Here is a 17,255-nt window from a genome sequence, read left to right on the forward strand (position 1 = left end):
TCAAATCACTTCAGTTTCTTTATACTTTTGACCTGTGCTTCTGAAATAGTGGCGAAAGTCCTGTCAAGCACATACCTTAATTATAAACTTTAAAATTAATACGCATGAAAAAGAACAGGCGAAAAATCCTTTCGGGGAGTCGCAAGATTCTCTTTGCTATCTTAGCAGTATTTTTTTCTCTGAGTGCATCCGCACAACAATTTACTGCATCCGGTCAGGTGCTGGATGCACAGAAAGAACCGCTTATCGGTGTAAGTGTACAGGAAAAGGGGACAACTAACGGAGCGATAACTGATTTAGACGGTAACTTTACATTGACGGTCCAGTCCAATGCTACTTTAATATTCTCTTATGTAGGATATAAATCGCAGGAACAGAAAGCATCCCGACAGATGAAAGTTACACTTCAGGAAGACAATGAAGTACTTGAAGAAGTAGTTGTGATCGGCTATGGTTCGGTAAAACGTAAAGATGTTACGACAGCCATTTCCACTGTGTCTACTAAAGATCTTGATGTACGTCCCATCGTTTCTGCCGGACAGGCTATTCAGGGTAAGGCAGCCGGTATCTCCGTAATTCAGCCTAGCGGTACGCCGGGAGGAGAGATGTCTATCCGTGTGCGTGGTACTACTTCTATGAACGGAAGTAACGATCCGCTATATGTAGTGGATGGTGTTCCTGTGGATAACATTAAGTTTTTATCTCCGAATGATATTGAAAGCATGCAGATTCTGAAAGATGCCTCTTCGGCTTCTATTTATGGTTCGCGTGCTGCCAATGGTGTAATTCTGATTACAACAAAGGCCGGAGCGACCGGAAAGGCAAAAGTATCTCTGACAGCACAGTTTGGCTTGAACAAGGTGGCGGATAAGGTAGAATCTCTGAATGCTGCGCAGTATAAAGAGTTACAGGATGAAATCGGACTGGTATCCTTGCCTGATGGACTGCCCGACCGTACTGATTGGTTTGACGAAACATATAAGACCGGAAAGATGCAAAATTATCAGGTAGCAGTATCTAACGGTAATGAAAAGATGAAATACTATCTTTCTGCCGGATATCTCGATGAAAAGGGAATACTGGATATCTCTTATTACAAGCGTTATAATTTCCGGGTGAATCTTGAAAATCAGATTCGTAGCTGGTTGACAGTAAGTGCTAATATCTCCTACTCGGACTATACCAGTAACGGAGGGGGAGCGATGGGAACAGGAGCGAATCGCGGTGGCGTTGTATTGGCTGTTATCAATACGCCGACATATGCTCCGATCTGGGATGCTTTAAATCCGAACCAGTATTACAATAACTTCTATGGAGTTGGAAATATCACCAACCCGTTGGAGAACATGGCACGTGCGAAGAATAATAAAGATAAGGAAAACCGTTTGCTGGCATCGGGCAACGTGTTGCTTACCTTGCTGCCGGAGTTGAAGTTTAAATCAACTCTAACACTTGACCGTCGCAATGCTGTAAATACTACTTTTCTTGATCCGATTTCTACTGCTTGGGGACGTAACCAGTATGGTGAAGCCTCCGACAACCGGAATATGAATACGGTATTGACATTCGACAATGTATTTACTTACAATAAGAACTTCAAGAGACATGGTCTGGAGGTAATGGCAGGGTCATCGTGGACGGATTCAGACTACTCTAACAGTTGGATAAACGGTTCACACTACCGCAATGATCTGATACAGACCTTGAATGCCGCGAACAAGATTGCCTGGGATAATACCGGTACAGGTGCTTCTCAATGGGGAATTATGTCATTTTTCGGACGTGTAGCTTACAATTTTGATAGTAAGTACCTGTTGACGGCTAACCTGCGTGCCGACGGTTCTTCTAAGTTGCATCCTGATCATCGTTGGGGGGTATTCCCATCGTTCTCAGCTGCCTGGCGTGTATCTTCCGAGAAGTTTATGGCTGATCTGACGTGGATTGATGATTTTAAAATACGTGGAGGCTGGGGACAGACAGGTAATCAGTCTGGTATTGGTGACTATGCTTATTTGCAACGTTATAATATCGGTCGTATTGAATGGTTTAAGGTAGCGGCTGAAGGTGATACAACAGATTATGCGAATGCGGTACCGACTATCAGCCAGGCCAATTTACGTACGTCTGACCTTACTTGGGAAACGACTACTCAGACCAATATTGGTCTGGACCTGACAGTATTGAATGGACGTTTGACTTTTAACATGGACTACTATTACAAGAAGACCAAGAACATGCTGATGAACGTATCACTGCCTGCCGGTGCTGCCGCAGCTACTTCTATCGCCCGTAATGAAGGTGAAATGACTAATAAAGGTTTTGAGCTTACCATTAGTTCGAAGAACTTCCGGGGGGGAGCATTTACCTGGGATACGGACTTCAATATTTCCTTCAACCGGAACAAATTGACGAAACTTGAATTGCAGAAAGTGTACTATGATGCCAAAACTGCGGATGTAGTCAACGATTATGTAGTGCGTAATGAGCCGGGACGTGCTTTAGGAGGCTTTTACGGATATATCAGTGACGGTGTAGATCCTGAGACAGGTGAATTAATGTATCGTGACCTGAGTGGTGATGGTAAAATCTCGACTTCCGACCGTACTTATATCGGCGACCCGAATCCGGACTTTACTTATGGTCTGACCAACACTTTCTCATGGAAAGGATTTAATTTGAGTGTGTTTATCCAAGGCTCTTATGGAAATGATATCTTCAATGCTTCCCGTATAGAAACAGAAGGGATGTACGATGGAAAGAATCAGTCTACCAAAGTACTGAACCGCTGGAAGATACCTGGACAGATAACCAATGTGCCGAAAGCTAATTTCAAGTTGCTGAACTCTACTTACTTTATTGAAGATGGCAGTTACCTGAGATTGAAAGACGTTTCCTTGTCGTACAACTTTAAGGGCAAATTACTGCAGAAATGGGGAATTACCCGTCTGCAACCTTACTTTACCGCTACCAATCTGCTGACATGGACAAGCTACTCCGGCATGGACCCGGAAGTAAACCAATGGGGCAACAGCGGTACGGTGCAAGGCATCGACTGGGGTACATACCCGCATTCTAGATCATACGTGTTTGGTATTAATGTTGAATTCTAATGAAAGGAAAGACTATGAAACTAAGATATATATTTTATGGACTCACTTCCGGTTTGCTGTTCGGACTTTCTTCCTGCTCACTGAATTACGATCCGATCGATACTTATTCGGATGTGACCGAAGGTGTGACGGATACCGGTACAAAGGTGGTATTTAAAGATAAAGCGGCTGTAGAAAGTCACCTGACGACTATCTACAATCAGATGCGCGACCGTCAGGAACACTGGTATGTGGACTTGTTGCTCATATCAGATTCGCATGCGGATAATGCATACGCAGGAACTACGGGAGCTGAGGTACTTCCGTTTGAGAACAATTCCATCGAAGGTTCCAACTCTGTGCTCGAACGTGACTGGAACCGTTATCTGGAAGACGTTGCCCGTGCCAATAAATTGATATGTAATATTGACTTGGTGACCGATAACTCTTTGACTACTGCCGAACGTGCGCAGTATAAGGCGGAAGCAATGATATTCCGTGCCATGGTCATGTTCGATATGGTACGTCTGTGGGGGGATTTCCCGGTTATTACAACAGTAGCTGATGATATTACTTCAGAAAATATCGAAGATGTGTATGAACAATATTTCCCGGCACAAAACACAGAACTGGAAGCTTATCAGCAGATAGAGAAAGATTTGCTGGCTGCCATCCAGCATGCGCCGGATAATACGGCAGGCAACAAAACTCTGTTTACAAAATCCGTAGCCCGTACTCTTCTTGCAAAGATCTATGCAGAGAAACCGTTGCGTGACTATTCAAAAGTAATCCGTTACTGTGACGAGGTGAAGGCTGATGGTTTTGAGCTTGTGAAGGACTTTAGCGATTTGTTCGGCATGAATGCTGCCGGAACGGATGCAAAAGCCCGTAATACTAAAGAATCTATACTGGAAGCTCAGTTTACTCCCGGTTCGGGTAACTGGTGTACATGGATGTTCGGACGTGACCTTGTAAACTGGAATAATAACTTCACTTGGGCAAAATGGGTAACTCCGTCACGTGATTTGATCAATGCTTTCAAGAAAGAAGGAGATCAGATTCGCTTTCAGGAATCCGTAGTTTACTATGATTGTAATTGGAGCAACTATTATCCGTCGGACAATTATCCTTTCATGTACAAATGCCGTTCGGCTAATAGCAGCATTATTAAATACCGCTATGCTGATGTGCTGTTATTGAAGGCAGAAGCATTGATCATGCAGGATACACCGGATCTGGAAGCGGCAGCTAAGATCATCGACGAAGTACGTGAACGTGCCGGATTGGGCGAATTGTCTTCATCCGTACGTAAAGACCGGGATGCGATGATTACCGCATTGCTCAACGAACGTCGGCTGGAACTGGCATTCGAAGGACAACGCTGGTTTGATCTGGTTCGTCTGGATAAGGTAGAAGAGGTGATGAACGCCGTATATGCGAAAGATTCAGGTCGCAAGTCACAGGTTTACGCCTTTGATAAGAACTCTTATCGCCTGCCTATCCCACAATCGGTAATCGATGCCAATGACAAGATTGAACAGAACCCCGGATATTGATAGAGCCGGAGATAACATCGCTTATAATGTATTTAAATAGAAAAAGAAACTAACGATTATGATAAACATGAGAAATATAGCACTGACCTTTTTAGGATGCTTCACCATATTAGCGGCTTGTAGTAATAGTGATGATGCGGAAAAACCGGTAGTACCTGTCCCCACCGGAGATGTAGCCATTTATACGACAACCAGTAGTCTGACCCGTGATTTGACCCGTGATGCGGTTAACTTCAGCCCGAAAGACAATCTGGCTCCGACCACAATAACTTTGAATCCTGCGGAACAGTACCAGACGATGGATGGTTTCGGAGCAGCTATCACAGGTTCTACCTGTTACAACCTGTTACTGATGAAACCGGCTGACCGTCATGCTTTCCTGACGGAAACATTCTCCGACAAAGATGGTTTCGGATTCAGTTACATCCGTATTTCCATCGGTTGTTCGGACTTCTCGTTAAGCGAATATACCTGCTGTGATACGAAAGGGATCGAAAACTTTGCTTTGCAGAGCGAAGAAAAGGACTATATCCTTCCGATCCTGAAAGAGATTCTGGCCATTAACCCTTCTATCAAGGTAATTGCCGCTCCTTGGACCTGTCCGAAATGGATGAAAGTGAAAAGCCTGACAGACCGTACACCATTGGATTCGTGGACGAACGGACAATTGAACCCGGATTATTATCAGGATTATGCTACTTATTTTGTGAAATGGATACAGGCATTTAAAGCCGAAGGCATTGACATTTATGCAGTAACTCCGCAAAATGAACCTTTGAACCGTGGCAACTCCGCTTCGCTCTATATGGAATGGGAAGAACAAAGAGACTTCGTGAAAACAGCGCTCGGTCCTCAGATGAAAGCTGCCGGACTGTCTACCAAGATTTATGCTTTCGACCATAACTACAATTATGACAATATCGAATCGCAGAAGAACTATCCGGGCAAGATTTACGAAGATGCCGCTGCTTCTCAGTATCTGGCAGGTGCTGCTTACCATAACTATGGCGGCAACCGTGAAGAATTGCTGAATATACATCAGGCATATCCTGAGAAAGAACTTCTGTTTACAGAAACTTCTATCGGCACATGGAACAGCGGACGTGACTTGTCGAAGCGTCTGATGGAAGATATGGAAGAGGTAGCATTGGGAACAATCAATAATTGGTGTAAGGGCGTAATTGTCTGGAATCTGATGCTCGATAACGACCGTGGTCCGAATCGTGAAGGTGGTTGTCAGACTTGCTATGGTGCGGTAGATATCAATAACAGTGATTATAAGACAATCATACGTAACTCTCACTACTATATCATTGCTCATCTTTCAAGTGTTGTGAGGCCGGGAGCTGTGCGTATCGCCACTACCGGTTATACGGACAACGGTATTACCTGTTCTGCTTTCGAAAATACGGACGGAACGTATGCCTTTGTTCTGATAAACAACAATGAGAAGTCGAAGAAGATAACTGTCAGCGACGGTCAACGTCATTTTGCTTATGACGTTCCCGGTAAATCAGTAACTTCATACCGTTGGGCAAAGTCAAAGTAAGAACCTTAAAAGTATAAAGACAATGAAAAAAAGTATCTATATAACATTGGCATTGGCGGGAATCTTATCCATGAATTCCTGTAATGATGACGAGTTCCTTCCCGGTAATCCGAGTATGGAGATCAAGGCGGAGAATGCGGATGCCCTTTTCGGCGACAGCCTTCCGTTTACGATCAAGGCTTCGGATGTAGACGTTCCTCTTTCTACTTTGAAAGCGCAGCTTTTCTATGGAGAAGAACAGGTATCTGAAACGGTGATCCGAACAAAGACAAGTGGAAGCGACTATACCGGAAAGATTTATATTCCTTATTATGCTAATATTCCTAACGGAAAGGCGACATTGAAGTATATCCTTCAGAATATTCACTTTACTACGACGGAACAGGAAACGGAACTTACGTTGGCACGCCCGGACTTTCCTTATCTGACCCTGGTAGATGAAGAAGGGCAGGAGTACCGGATGGACAGGCAATCGATGTATCATTATAGCGTATCGGGAGACTTTTCGCAGAAGATGAAAGCGTATATCAAAACTCCGAAAGTAGGGGAGCACGGCAACGAGCTAACTTTTGGCTGGGAAGACAATACGATTGCAGTAGGCTCTACTACGTCTATCCCGTTCTCCAATACAGAGCCGGGCAATTATACGATTCAGTTTAATACTTTCAACTATGAAGCAAGTCCGTTTGCCAAATTATTGCTGAATGGAAAAGAAATGGAATTGGTAGAAAACGATGTATATGCTGTTAAACTGTCGTTAAAGCAGAAAGACATTCTGACGTTCGAAGGAGTGCCTGCTTATGATGAATGGTGGATTGATCCGGACTTCTTTGAAAAGCAGGAGGATGGAACACTGAAGTTCCTGCCGATTGACGGAAGCTATCAGATTACAGCAAACGGTAAGAGACAGTACTTCTCTGTCATAGCTTTAAAAGACGGTGAAGCAGCTAAATTGCAGGATGACGGAACAGGAGCTATCTGGGCTATCGGAAATGGAATTGGCAAGCCGTCGGTATCTTTGTACGAAGTGGGATGGACGCCGGAGAATGGTTTGTGTATGCCGCAACTTACGGCAAAGAAGTATCAACTTACGTTTACTGCCGGTGTGACTATGAAAACAAGTGATATTGACTTTAAATTCTTCCACATAAACAAGTGGGATAATGGTGAATTTAAGGGAGATGCCATCTCTACTACAAGCGATCTTGTTGAAATAACAGAGTCGGGTAACTTGAAGTTGCAGGAAGGTCAGAAATTTGAGAGAGGCGGTGTTTATAAGTTTACGGTAGATGTAACGAAAGGTAATACCAAAGCAGTACTGACTGTAGAGAAAGTAGGACAGGTAGACTTGCCGCGACCGGACATTACAATCAATGGAATGAAGCTGGAAGAAGGCAGTTCCGATATGTATCAATTGCAGATGTCTTTGACGCAGAACCAGACACTCGAAATAGGTGGCATCGAAGATCTAAATGATTGGTATGTTGATCCGGATTATCTGGTGAAGACCGGAGATAATCACTTGAAGTTCTTGCCGGTTGCCGGTAGCTACAGGGTGATGGTAAATGCTACACGCAAATACTTTGCAGTAGTACGTATGAATGGCAATAGTGAAGCCGGACTGGATGCTGACGGGCATGGTGCCGTATGGTTGTTGGGCTATGGTATGGGCTCTCCGTCTATTAAGGACGAATTTAACTGGGACTTTTCGACTGCTTATTGTGTGGCGGAAATCAGTCCGAAAGTTTATCAGTTTACTGGGAAGACTGGTGCTGAAGGCAGTACGGTTATTGGTGAACGCATACGATACGATTATATCAGTGTTAAATATCTGGGTGGAAAGTCTTGGGATCAGCAATTTCATCAAAAGAACCTGCAAATGGATCAGGCTACCCGGAACTTATTCAATGTTGATGAGGAAAATCTTGTATTGGCCTCTCCGTTGGAACAGGGAGTTACTTATGTGTTTACGTTAGATTTCACTCAGGGGATAGATAAAGGAATTCTTTCTGTTGTGAAGAAGTAAAAATACAGAAATCATTTATGAACATGAAATTTAAAGCAACGTTACTTGGCTTGTCTATAGCCGCCGTTTTACCGACTATGAATATGGCGCAGACACCAGTATATCTGGACACGAGCAAGCCTGTCGAAGAACGGGTGAAAGATGCGCTGAGCCGTATGACACTTGAAGAGAAGGTGAAGATGACTCATGCGCAGTCTAAATTTAGTTCACCGGGAGTCCCTCGTCTGGGGATTCCCGAAGTATGGGCAACCGATGGTCCTCACGGCATCCGTCCCGAAGTATTATGGGATGAGTGGGATCAGGCAGGATGGACAAACGATTCCTGTATAGCCTATCCTGCATTGACTTGCCTTTCTGCAACATGGAATCCCGAAATGTCTTACCTTTATGGGAAGAGCATTGGCGAAGAAGCCCGTTACCGGAAAAAAGATATTCTCCTGGGGCCCGGTGTCAACATCTACCGCACCCCGTTGAATGGGCGTAATTTTGAATATATGGGCGAAGATCCGTACCTGTCTTCCATAATGGTAGTTCCTTATATTAAGGGAGTACAGGAAAACGGTGTTGCTGCTTGTGTGAAGCATTACGCATTAAACAATCAGGAGTTCAACCGTCACACCACCAATGTTCATTTGAGCGACCGTGCTCTTTATGAGATTTATCTTCCGGCTTTCAAAGCGGCCGTTCAGGAAGGTGGTGCTTGGGCAATAATGGGAGCTTACAACCTTTATTCGTTTAGTGAAGATACCGACTCCGGTAAGCTCTATAAGACTCAGCATGCGTGCCATAATAAGCGATTACTGCAAGATATTCTGCGTAAGGAATGGGGCTTTGATGGTGTCGTCGTTTCAGATTGGGGCGGAGTACATGATACTTTCCAGGCCATTTCGAATGGTCTGGATATGGAGTTCGGTTCATGGACAAACGGACTTTCTGCCGGGACAAGGAATGCTTATGACAATTACTATTTGGCACATCCTTACCTGAAACTGATCCAGGACGGCACAGTCGGAACCAAAGAACTGGACGAAAAAGTGAGTAATATTCTCCGTCTGATCTTCCGCACTTCGATGAACCCGTATAAACCTTTCGGTTCTCTGGCTTCGCCCGAGCATGGACAAGCCGGACGAAAAATCGGTGAAGAAGGAATTGTACTGTTACAGAATAAGGATAATGTATTGCCTATTGACTTGAAGAAATCCAGGAAGATTGCTGTTATCGGTGAAAACGCCATTAAGATGATGACTGTAGGGGGTGGTAGTTCTTCTCTGAAAGTGAAATATGAGATATCTCCTTTGGACGGCTTGAAGAACCGCGTAGGTTCACAGGCGGAAGTTTTGTATGCCCGTGGATACGTTGGTGACCCGACAGGGGAATATAATGGAGTACAGACCGGACAAGATTTGAAAGACGACCGTTCGGAGGATGAACTTCTTGCTGAGGCCGTAGAAGTGTCTAAAGATGCGGATTACGTAATTTTCTTCGGTGGCCTGAACAAGAGCAATCATCAGGATTGCGAAGATTCGGACCGTGCATCCCTTGGATTGCCGTATGCGCAGGACAGAGTGATTGGCGAGTTGGCAAAAGTAAATAAGAACTTGATTGTCGTAAACATCTCCGGTAATGCGGTTGCCATGCCTTGGGTAAATGAAGTGCCCGCTATTGTTCAGGGTTGGTTCTTAGGTTCGGAAGCCGGAACAGCTCTTGCTTCGGTACTGCTAGGAGATGCTAATCCGTCGGGGAAACTTCCTTTTACTTTTCCTGCAAGACTGGAAGACGTAGGCGCACATACACTGGGTGAATATCCGGGGAATAAAGAAGAACTGGCACACTCCAAGAACAATGGTGATACCATAAACGAAATCTATCGTGAAGATATTTTTGTAGGCTATCGCTGGGCAGACAAAGAAAAGATCAAACCACTTTTCCCGTTCGGACACGGATTGAGCTATACTACTTTCGCTTACGGGAAACCTTCGGCTGACAAAAAGGTGATGACTGCCGATGATACCATCTCTTTCACGATCAACGTAAAGAATACAGGTACTCGTGAAGGTCAGGAAGTTATCCAGCTTTATGTCAGCGATAAGAAATCCTCTCTGCCTCGTCCGGTCAAGGAACTGAAAGGCTTCAAGAAAGTAAAACTAGCTCCGGGTGAGGAGAAGGCTGTAACGCTGACGATTGATAAAAAAGCCCTGAGCTTCTTCGATGATGTCAAACACGAGTGGATGGCAGAACCGGGTAAGTTTGAAGCAGTCATCGGAACATCATCCAGAGACATTAAAGGAATTGTACCATTTGAGTTGAGATAGGTATCCGTTTGGTAAAACTGGGGTCCTCCCCCGGTAAAACAGATTGCTGGGAGAATGTTGTTATCTTATAAAAGAGAGAGTCACAACATTCTCCTTTTTCTTTGAAACGAGTTTGGCTTGTGATTAGAAATAAGGCTTATACCTTGCATTTTACTGTGGTATATGCAATTTAGAATGAATTTCTTTTTCCTATTCTGATTTATATCCTATCTTTGTAGTGCTCTTTATCAAAACCTACAACAGGGGAACCTGCTGTATCAATGTGGCAGGCTTTTTTATGCTTGTCCCATTCTTCTATATGGCGGTTTCGTACCCCCATGTAGAGTGTTAATGCACCTACTGCTGTTGTAGGATGGTGAAGAGCAATGGGACAGGCGGAACCGCTTCTTTTATTATCTAAAACCACCTTTCTGTTTAGCCCCGTTGAACTTAATTTATTTACCATTTAATTTAAATTCTTATGAGGGAGGTTTTAAACAACCAGCAGATTGTTTGTCCGGGGGACGCAACACAATTCATGCATGCCATTTTTTCTTCTGATCATGAAATGATGACCTTTTATCTTACGCTCAATCGTTTTATAAATCCATCCAGTTATTTGGTGGAACGCTCGGATCGGCAAAGACTGGAAGATTTAGAGAATGTTCTTTTTGGTAATGTAGCAGCCTTCGAGGCAGTTCATCATTTTAAGAAAATTAGTGTAAAAGATGTGATTAAAGGATTTGGTATGCATATGATGAATATGCAGGTTTCAAATGCCAATCGTATGCAAAGTGCCAATATAATGGGCTCTTTTATAGATTGTATTATTGATACTACTAAAAATAGTTGGCAATATAAACAGATGTACCAGGTCAATCATTTACATCTTGAGAATGTCAGATATTTGCTGAATCGACTGAATGAAGAGTAATCTGTTGAAGGAAATAATAGTGACCTGGTGATTATAATTTGTCTCTTTCTACAGAGTTAAAAACGTTATTCTTATTGTCACTTGTCACTTTTCAGACTTAATGTGCTGGAATTTAGCGTGATAAGGGTGATAATAGGTGGTGACAATAGGGTGATAATAGAGAAAAATCGCTTTTCTATTGTCACCTTCATAAGAGATTCTGCCTTCCTGATTCAGGTAAGCCGGTTCATTTAATAGTTTGTGCTACGTTTATTAAGCTGTTTTCAACGTTAGATTAATGTAGTACGGTCGTTACATTTCTTCGTTTCACGTCTGTAATCCCATGAGTTCATGTACGTGAACCGATGGGATCACGTACGCAGTCCCAACGGTTTACGTACGTGGAACGAAAACAGGAAGCGGACAAAAGATATTAATCAAGGCTTGTCCGCCTGTTAACCTTACCGGGATGTATGATAAGATACGTAGTGTCAGGACGTTTGATGTCTTTGTCTGGCTATTATAATGTTATTTACTTGTTAATACCAATAAACTCTCCGGTCCCATATTGAAAAGCAGGTCAATAATACTCAGATTAGGGAGAAAACCGAGTTTGGAATCAAAGACTTGGTAATAGGGATGCGGAATAAATTCTGGATCAGCTATCTGGAAATCTTTCTTAGGATGAATAATCTCGCGGAAATCTGTTTCTTCTGTTGTGAATTCCGTTTTATATTCTGAAGTTCGTTCAATGCAGGGTTGAATGTCTATCAACTTACAGACCAGCTGGCAGAGTTCCTCGTTGAAATCGGCTAAAAACTCGTATTTCTTTTCGTAGAAAGGGCGGAAGTCGTCTTTGTAATATTCAAAGTAAGGAGTACTGTTGTAGGCTGATTCGATGGCATTCCAATGCAGATGGCGCCAGTTACCGTGATCGGAAATACGTATATCCTTCATTGGACATTTCAGCGTATCCGGTTTGACGGTTGGAATGGAGAGTGCCAGTTCGCCGTCAGGTCCGGCAATCGTACAACGGTTGCGATAGGTTTGCTTTATATAATGATCGTGTTGTTCGACATATATTTTATCATATTCCAATAGTTTGGTATAATATTCTACTGGAGCAAGGTAGGCAGAAGATAAATAAGCTATTCTCATTATTTTATGTACAGATGTTATGTTGAAAACTATGCATGTGAATTATTTTACAGACTGAAAGAAGCGATTCCATCGGTATCCGTCAAAGATTCCCGTTCCTTTTTCTTTAGAGAACCAGATTAGTGATGCTTTCCCGATAATATGGTCTTGCGGAACGAATCCGAACAGACGTGAATCGGACAGATTGACACTATTGTTGGAAGCCATCCAGTAGTAATCTTTGGTAAAAAAACAATGCTGTGTGGGTTTTCCGTCGATATAAAGCGTATCATTCTTTATTTCCGCCTGTTTGCCTTCGTGCATCACGAGGGTATTTCGCAGCAATGTGATATTCCACGGATATACTCGTAGTGCTTTCCCTTTGCCGGGAACGATGAGCGGTTTAAGCTCTTTTTCGCTCTTTTCCGTCAAAGGCTGAATCCAGTTCTGATCGCTGATCGCTTGTTCCAGTAAGTAATATTCATAGCGGCTGAAACTGCGGACATGAGTGCTGTCATTGCTTCCCATCAGTCCGTCATTGGTGATGGAAAGGGTTTGCATAAGCGAAGTGATCAACTGCTCTTTAGTAGCGGGATAGGAGTAGAGTCTCTTCTTATCCGGATTGAATTGCGCTTCGGGAGAGGATACGGAGAAAAGGGAATCGACAAGCAGGGTATCACCGGGAGTACCGATACAACGGCTGATATAGATTTCTCTTCGGTCAATAGTCGGTTGCCCGATGGCGGCGGGATTATTAAAGACTACAACATCTTGTTGCCGGACAGATCGCTCGCACCAACGGTGATATGAGAACAGTGACATCAGCGGAACCCGCAGGCCGTAGCTCCATTTGTTGACCAGAATACGTTCACCCTGAAAAAGTGAATTCTCCATACCGGTGGAAGGGATAAGGCAGGATGTAAAAGCGAATCCCCGGAGCAGAAGCACGACGGCTATTGCTCCGGCGAATGCGAATATCCATTTGAATTTACGAATGTTCATCAATTTCTATCACCTTATCACTCTATCACGTCTGTATCCTTATCAGTCTACCCACTTGAAGAGGCGGTTCCAACGGATTTTTCCGTCAAACCATCCGCGGTCTTTGTCAAGTGACAGCCATACAACGATAGGTTTACCTACTACATGGTCTTCAGGAACAAATCCCCAATAGCGGGAGTCCGCAGAATTGTGGCGGTTGTCGCCCATCATCCAGTAATAGTCCATCTTAAAGGTATATTGATCGGTTTTCTCGCCGTTGATATAAATACCGTCCGGCTTGATTTCCAGCTTATTTCCTTCGTAAGCGACAATACAACGTTCGTAGATAGGCAGGTTATCTTCAGTCAGAGTGATAGTAGCACCTTTGGCGGGAATCCAGATCGGACCGTAGTTGTTACGGTTCCATTTGGTATGTAAGTTGAGCGGGTACATCTGTCCGGCATACTCTTCCGGTTCCATGAGGATCTTGCTGATGAGCTTTTTGTTGCCGGACAATGTTTCGTACATTTTCTTCGTCAGCGGAAGATGATAAATAGGAGCCATCTTTCCTTGTGCATTCCGATTGTCCAGTCCGATCTGTCTGAAGGTTTCTTCCCATGAAGAATCATCATACAATGTCTGGTCTGCCTTGCTGATGCCTAATTCACGGAACATATCTTCTGTGATATACGGGCCTGTGGTCTGTACGAAGTAGTTGAACTGCAGATTTTCGGGATTCTCGATAGCCTTGCCGTCAATCATGACCTGACCGTCTACGATCTGCAGCGTATCTCCGGGCAGACCGACACAGCGTTTTACATAGTTTTCACGGCGGTCTACCGGACGATAAACGACCTCTCCGTAAACACGCGGATTCGATAGAATCTGCTGGCGACCGGCATTATAATACAAATCGTAAACAGCACGTTGCTGCTGGCGTGTCAGACTGTCCATCTCTATCTGCTTGGGATACAGGCGCTGACCTTCACCGTAAGCTATAGAGTAGAAATCTGTTTGCTGATTGTTGAGCGCTACCGTATCACCGGCAGGAAAGTTGAAGACAACAATGTCATTGAGTTTCACTTTTCCGAACCCGGGCACTCTTTTATATTTCCACTGAGGCCATTCGATATATGATTTGGTATTTAAAATAGGCAACGTATGTTGCGCCAACGGCATGGAAAGCGGCGTATTCGGCACACGTGGCCCGTAGCTCATCTTACTGACGTACAGGAAGTCGCCTACCAGCAATGACTTTTCCAAAGACGAGGAAGGAATCTGATAGTTTTGGAAAATGTAGATATTGACAAAGTAGACAGCAACCAATGCAAAGACAATGGCATCTACCCAGCTCATAACATTACGAACGGTAGGATTCTTCGATTTTTTCCAGAATGACCAGGGTATTTTCTTGGTGATATAAATATCGAAGATGAAAGGAACGACAATCAGCCCCCACCAACTGCGTACCCAGATGAGGAAGGCGAGATAAAGGAGAATAGCAATGGTGCATTTGATCCATTGTGTGCGTGTGGCTTGTCTCATAATCTATATTCGTTTGATAGTGGCTTTGAAGCCTTATTCGTTTAAGAATGGGAATAAATCACTCATGCCCAGATATCCCTCATGTTGGGCCGTGTATTCGGCAGCAAGGATGGCTCCCAATACAAAGCCGCCGCGATTCTTGGCATCGTGCGTGATGGAAATGCTGTCTACTTCTGACTCGTAGCGGATGGTATGGATGCCGAAAACCTCTCCTTCACGGATCGAGTCGATAGGAAACTCGTTGGAAGCGCAGGCGTCGGTGCCGCTGACGGTACCGTCCGGTGCAAGGAGCGTTCCTTTTACCCATTTGTCTTTGCGGTCCATGTTTTCCAGTATGCCTTCAGCCAGTGTGATGGCAGTGCCGCTGGGTGCATCCAGTTTATGGATATGATGAGTCTCGCTCATGGTGACGTCATAACCGGGGAATTGATTCATTATTTTTGCCAGATACTTGTTGACAGACGAGAAGATAGCTACTCCAAGACTGAAGTTGGACGACCAGAAAAGGGTTTTTCCTCCTTCGGTACATAGCTTTTTGATTTCTTCGCCATGTTCCGCCATCCATCCTGTACTGCCTGATACTAATTTGACTCCGGCTTTGAAAGCTTTCATATAATTGCTGTAGGCTACCATCGGATTGGTGAACTCAATGGCTACGTCGGCGGACTTGAATGCTTCCGACTCAAAGTCTTCCTGATTATCAACATCAATAATGCAGACAATTTCGTGTCCGCGACTAAGGGCTGCCTTTTCAAGTTCCTTGCCCATTTTTCCATAACCGATCAACGCTATTTTCATTGTTTTCTGACTTATATTCAAAATAATAGTCGCAAAGATAAGATTTTTATTACATTTGCAGTGCACATTAACTTTCTGTTAACATGGAACACCTTCTCCACTATGTGTGGAAACATAAATTATTCCCTCTCAAAATACTGCAAACCACCAAAGGCTTACTGGTAGAAATTATCGATTCCGGACTGCAGAACCCTGATGCCGGTCCCGACTTCTTTAATGCAAAGCTGAAGATAGACGGTACATTGTGGGTGGGAAATATAGAGATACATACTCATTCTTCAGACTGGTACCGTCACGGTCACGACCATGATAAAACATACGATTCTGTGATTCTGCATGTAGTGGCCGAGGCAGACGCCGAAGTAACCCGTTCCAACGGTGAGCAAATCCCCCAACTGCTATTGACCTGTCCCGAGAATGTACAAACCCATTATCATGAACTCTGCATTGCCGACCAATATCCTGCCTGCTATTCCATCATCAGCTCTTTATCCAAATTAACGATTCACTCCTGGCTGACAGCTCTTCAGACCGAACGACTGGAGCAAAAGGCAAGGCAAATTGCCGAACGGCTGGAACGATGTGACCGTCATTGGGAAGATGCTTTCTTTATCACTCTTGCCCGTAATTTCGGTTTTGGCTTGAATGGTGATGCCTTTGAGACATGGGCTGGGTTGCTTCCGTTCCGGGCGATAGACAAGCATCGGAATGATCTGTTTCAGATAGAGGCTTTTTTCTTTGGGCAGGCCGGTTTGCTGGAGGAGGCGTTTTTAAAGAAGGAGCAGGAAGATGAGTATAGTCTCCGGCTTCGTAAGGAATTTCGCTATCTGCAACGGAAGTTTGAAATAACTCAGGTGATGGATGCCGGTTTATGGCGTTTTTTGAGGCTTCGTCCGGAAAACTTCCCCCATATTCGGTTAGCACAGTTGGCCTACTTGTATCAGAAAGTTGATAAGCTCTTTTCGCAGATGATGGAGGCAGAAACCTTGCCGGAAGTGCGTCAATTACTGTCTACTCATGCTTCTGCATATTGGGATAATCATTATATATTCGGCCGGCCTTCTCCGCAAAGAGAGAAATCGATGGGAGAGAAGTCACAGGACTTGATTGTGATTAATACCGTTGTTCCTTTCTTATATGCTTATGGTCTGCATAGAACCGATGAGCGGATGTGTGATCGTGCCGGACGTTTTCTGGAAGAGTTGAAAGCGGAGAATAATCATATTATCCGGTCGTGGGGAGATGCCGGGCTACCGGTCGGTTCGGCGGCAGATAGCCAGGCATTGATACAGCTCCGCAAAGAGTATTGTGATAAACGGAAATGTCTCTTTTGCCGTTTCGGATACGAGTATTTGCGGAAGAAATGAGTC

12 protein-coding genes are annotated in these 17,255 nt (G+C 44.1%); 7 read left to right on the forward strand and 5 right to left on the reverse strand.

The features are described from left to right. The first annotated feature begins 104 nt into the window (after positions 1–104). From KTR07_RS08480 to KTR07_RS08500, 5 genes are read left to right on the forward strand one after another with little or no spacing between them, the layout of a single operon-like run. Entirely contained in the window at positions 105–3,110 is a 3,006-nt protein-coding gene (locus KTR07_RS08480; RefSeq protein WP_011108758.1) for a TonB-dependent receptor, read from the forward strand. Then, positions 3,110–4,645 (forward strand): RagB/SusD family nutrient uptake outer membrane protein, encoded by a 1,536-nt coding sequence (locus tag KTR07_RS08485; protein WP_008767524.1) that lies wholly within the window; start codon positions 3,110–3,112, stop codon positions 4,643–4,645. Before KTR07_RS08480 ends, KTR07_RS08485 begins: the two co-directional genes overlap by 1 nt. Positions 4,646–4,703: 58 nt before the next feature. Then, positions 4,704–6,194, forward strand: coding sequence for a glycoside hydrolase family 30 beta sandwich domain-containing protein (locus tag KTR07_RS08490; RefSeq protein WP_217315328.1), 1,491 nt, complete (start codon positions 4,704–4,706; stop codon positions 6,192–6,194). 22 nt (positions 6,195–6,216) lie between these two features. Beyond that, positions 6,217–8,220, forward strand: coding sequence for a DUF5125 domain-containing protein (locus KTR07_RS08495; RefSeq protein WP_217315330.1), 2,004 nt, complete (start codon positions 6,217–6,219; stop codon positions 8,218–8,220). Positions 8,221–8,237: 17 nt separating this feature from the next. After that, complete coding sequence (locus KTR07_RS08500) at positions 8,238–10,532, forward strand: glycoside hydrolase family 3 C-terminal domain-containing protein (RefSeq protein WP_217315332.1); 2,295 nt, start codon at positions 8,238–8,240, stop codon at positions 10,530–10,532. A gap of 199 nt (positions 10,533–10,731) precedes the next feature. Here the strand turns inward: KTR07_RS08500 and KTR07_RS08505 are convergent, their stop codons facing one another. Continuing rightward, positions 10,732–10,977, reverse strand: a complete 246-nt coding sequence (locus KTR07_RS08505; RefSeq protein ID WP_008767528.1) for a hypothetical protein — start codon at positions 10,975–10,977, stop codon at positions 10,732–10,734. A 15-nt stretch (positions 10,978–10,992) separates the two neighbouring features. On the opposite strand from KTR07_RS08505, the gene KTR07_RS08510 reads away from it, so the two are divergent. Next, complete coding sequence (locus KTR07_RS08510; RefSeq protein ID WP_016269254.1) at positions 10,993–11,445, forward strand: hypothetical protein; 453 nt, start codon at positions 10,993–10,995, stop codon at positions 11,443–11,445. 507 nt (positions 11,446–11,952) lie between these two features. Here the strand turns inward: KTR07_RS08510 and KTR07_RS08515 are convergent. Genes KTR07_RS08515 through dapB form a run of 4 tightly spaced genes read right to left on the reverse strand, consistent with a single transcriptional unit; the run spans position 11,953 to position 15,885 of the window. Beyond that, a complete protein-coding gene (locus KTR07_RS08515) occupies positions 11,953–12,582 on the reverse strand; it encodes a WbqC family protein (RefSeq protein ID WP_008762919.1) in 630 nt (209 codons plus the stop codon). Between the two features lie 42 nt (positions 12,583–12,624). Next, positions 12,625–13,563 carry a signal peptidase I gene (lepB, locus tag KTR07_RS08520; protein ID WP_022471705.1) on the reverse strand — a complete coding sequence of 313 codons (939 nt, stop codon included), beginning with the start codon at positions 13,561–13,563 and terminating at the stop codon, positions 12,625–12,627. Positions 13,564–13,605: 42 nt separating this feature from the next. Beyond that, on the reverse strand, positions 13,606–15,087 hold the full coding sequence (lepB, locus tag KTR07_RS08525) for a signal peptidase I (protein ID WP_103877811.1): 1,482 nt from the start codon (positions 15,085–15,087) through the stop codon (positions 13,606–13,608). Positions 15,088–15,120: 33 nt separating this feature from the next. Then, a complete protein-coding gene (gene dapB, locus KTR07_RS08530; RefSeq protein ID WP_008762922.1) occupies positions 15,121–15,885 on the reverse strand; it encodes a 4-hydroxy-tetrahydrodipicolinate reductase in 765 nt (254 codons plus the stop codon). Positions 15,886–15,968: 83 nt separating this feature from the next. Here dapB and KTR07_RS08535 point away from each other — a divergent pair, with 83 nt between their 5' ends. Continuing rightward, the gene (locus KTR07_RS08535; protein ID WP_217315334.1) at positions 15,969–17,252 is read left to right on the forward strand and encodes a DUF2851 family protein; all 1,284 of its coding nucleotides are present in this window, start codon (positions 15,969–15,971) and stop codon (positions 17,250–17,252) included. Positions 17,253–17,255: the final 3 nt, after the last annotated feature.

It is taken from the genome of Bacteroides sp. MSK.20.82, assembly GCF_019052485.1.
GTDB classification, from domain to species: Bacteria; Bacteroidota; Bacteroidia; order Bacteroidales; family Bacteroidaceae; genus Bacteroides; species Bacteroides thetaiotaomicron.